At 54.5% G+C, this 1,569-nt stretch carries 1 rRNA gene; it reads left to right on the top strand.

Annotated features, from left to right (window positions below):
• Window position 1 precedes the first annotated feature (1 nt).
• A 16S ribosomal RNA gene (locus tag V7K38_RS14200) occupies window positions 2–1,490 on the top strand.
• Window positions 1,491–1,569 lie beyond the last annotated feature (79 nt).

Here is a 1,569-nt window from a genome sequence, read left to right as displayed (position 1 = left end):
CAAAACGGAGAGTTTGATCCTGGCTCAGGATGAACGCTGGCGGTATGCTTAACACATGCAAGTCGAACGGTGTCTTCGGGCACAGTGGCGGACGGGTGAGTAACGCGTGAGAATCTGGCTTCAGGTCTGGGACAACCACTGGAAACGGTGGCTAATACCGGATGTGCCGAGAGGTGAAAGGTTAACTGCCTGAAGATGAGCTCGCGTCTGATTAGCTAGTTGGAAGTGTAACGGACTCCCAAGGCGACGATCAGTAGCTGGTCTGAGAGGACGATCAGCCACACTGGGACTGAGACACGGCCCAGACTCCTACGGGAGGCAGCAGTGGGGAATTTTCCGCAATGGGCGAAAGCCTGACGGAGCAATACCGCGTGAGGGAGGAAGGCTCTTGGGTCGTAAACCTCTTTTCTCAGGGAAGAACACAATGACGGTACCTGAGGAATAAGCATCGGCTAACTCCGTGCCAGCAGCCGCGGTAATACGGAGGATGCAAGCGTTATCCGGAATGATTGGGCGTAAAGCGTCCGCAGGTGGCAATGTAAGTCTGCTGTTAAAGAGTCTAGCTCAACTAGATAAGAGCAGTGGAAACTACATAGCTAGAGTACGTTCGGGGCAGAGGGAATTCCTGGTGTAGCGGTGAAATGCGTAGAGATCAGGAAGAACACCGGTGGCGAAGGCGCTCTGCTAGGCCGTAACTGACACTGAGGGACGAAAGCTAGGGGAGCGAATGGGATTAGATACCCCAGTAGTCCTAGCCGTAAACGATGGATACTAGGCGTGGCTTGTATCGACCCGAGCCGTGCCGTAGCTAACGCGTTAAGTATCCCGCCTGGGGAGTACGCCGGCAACGGTGAAACTCAAAGGAATTGACGGGGGCCCGCACAAGCGGTGGAGTATGTGGTTTAATTCGATGCAACGCGAAGAACCTTACCAAGGCTTGACATGTCGCGAATCCTGGTGAAAGCTGGGAGTGCCTTCGGGAGCGCGAACACAGGTGGTGCATGGCTGTCGTCAGCTCGTGTCGTGAGATGTTGGGTTAAGTCCCGCAACGAGCGCAACCCTCGTTTTTAGTTGCCAGCATTAAGTTGGGCACTCTAGAGAGACTGCCGGTGACAAACCGGAGGAAGGTGGGGATGACGTCAAGTCAGCATGCCCCTTACGCCTTGGGCTACACACGTACTACAATGCTCCGGACAGAGGGCAGCAAGCATGCGAATGCAAGCAAATCCCGGAAACCGGAGCTCAGTTCAGATCGCAGGCTGCAACTCGCCTGCGTGAAGGAGGAATCGCTAGTAATTGCAGGTCAGCATACTGCAGTGAATTCGTTCCCGGGCCTTGTACACACCGCCCGTCACACCATGGAAGCTGGTAGTGCCCGAAGTCATTACTCCAACCTTTCGGGGAGGAGGATGCCTAAGGCAGGACTGGTGACTGGGGTGAAGTCGTAACAAGGTAGCCGTACCGGAAGGTGTGGCTGGATCACCTCCTTTTTAGGGAGACCTACACCCCTTACAAATCGAAAAGCATACAGCTATATAGAACGTAAGTTGGTCTAACCTAGGTCGGTCG

It is taken from the genome of Nostoc sp. (genome assembly GCF_036917465.1).
Classification (GTDB): domain Bacteria; phylum Cyanobacteriota; class Cyanobacteriia; order Cyanobacteriales; family Nostocaceae; genus Nostoc.
This window is presented reverse-complemented; position numbering and strand designations above follow the sequence as displayed.